We start from the raw sequence: 261 nt of genomic DNA, 5'->3' as shown, positions 1-261 counted from the left end.
AACAGACAATGATTTTGAGCGATATGACCGTGTAGATGATAAAGGCAATGTGATCAGTTTAAATGAGCAGCAAAGGTTGGCATTTCAGCAATTATTGAGCACTGGCCCGCTATCTTTGTTACAAGGCCCTCCAGGTACGGGTAAAACTGAATTCATTGCAGCTTTTGTTCATTATTTGATTGAAAAGCAAGGGACTGAAAGAATTCTGTTGGTGAGCCAATCACATGAGGCTGTAAATACGGCAGCAGGACGAATTCGAAA

1 protein-coding gene is annotated in these 261 nt (G+C 41.4%); it reads left to right on the top strand.

Features of this window, described 5'->3' with window-relative positions:
- A partial coding sequence (locus V0R37_RS22540; protein WP_420376615.1) for an AAA domain-containing protein occupies positions 1-261 on the top strand: 261 nt, incomplete at both ends.

It is taken from the genome of Pollutimonas rozaliensis, assembly GCF_048751585.1.
Classification (GTDB): Bacteria; Pseudomonadota; Gammaproteobacteria; order Burkholderiales; family Burkholderiaceae_B.
Note: the sequence above shows the minus strand (reverse complement) of the source record. Positions and strands in the feature narration are given on the sequence as shown.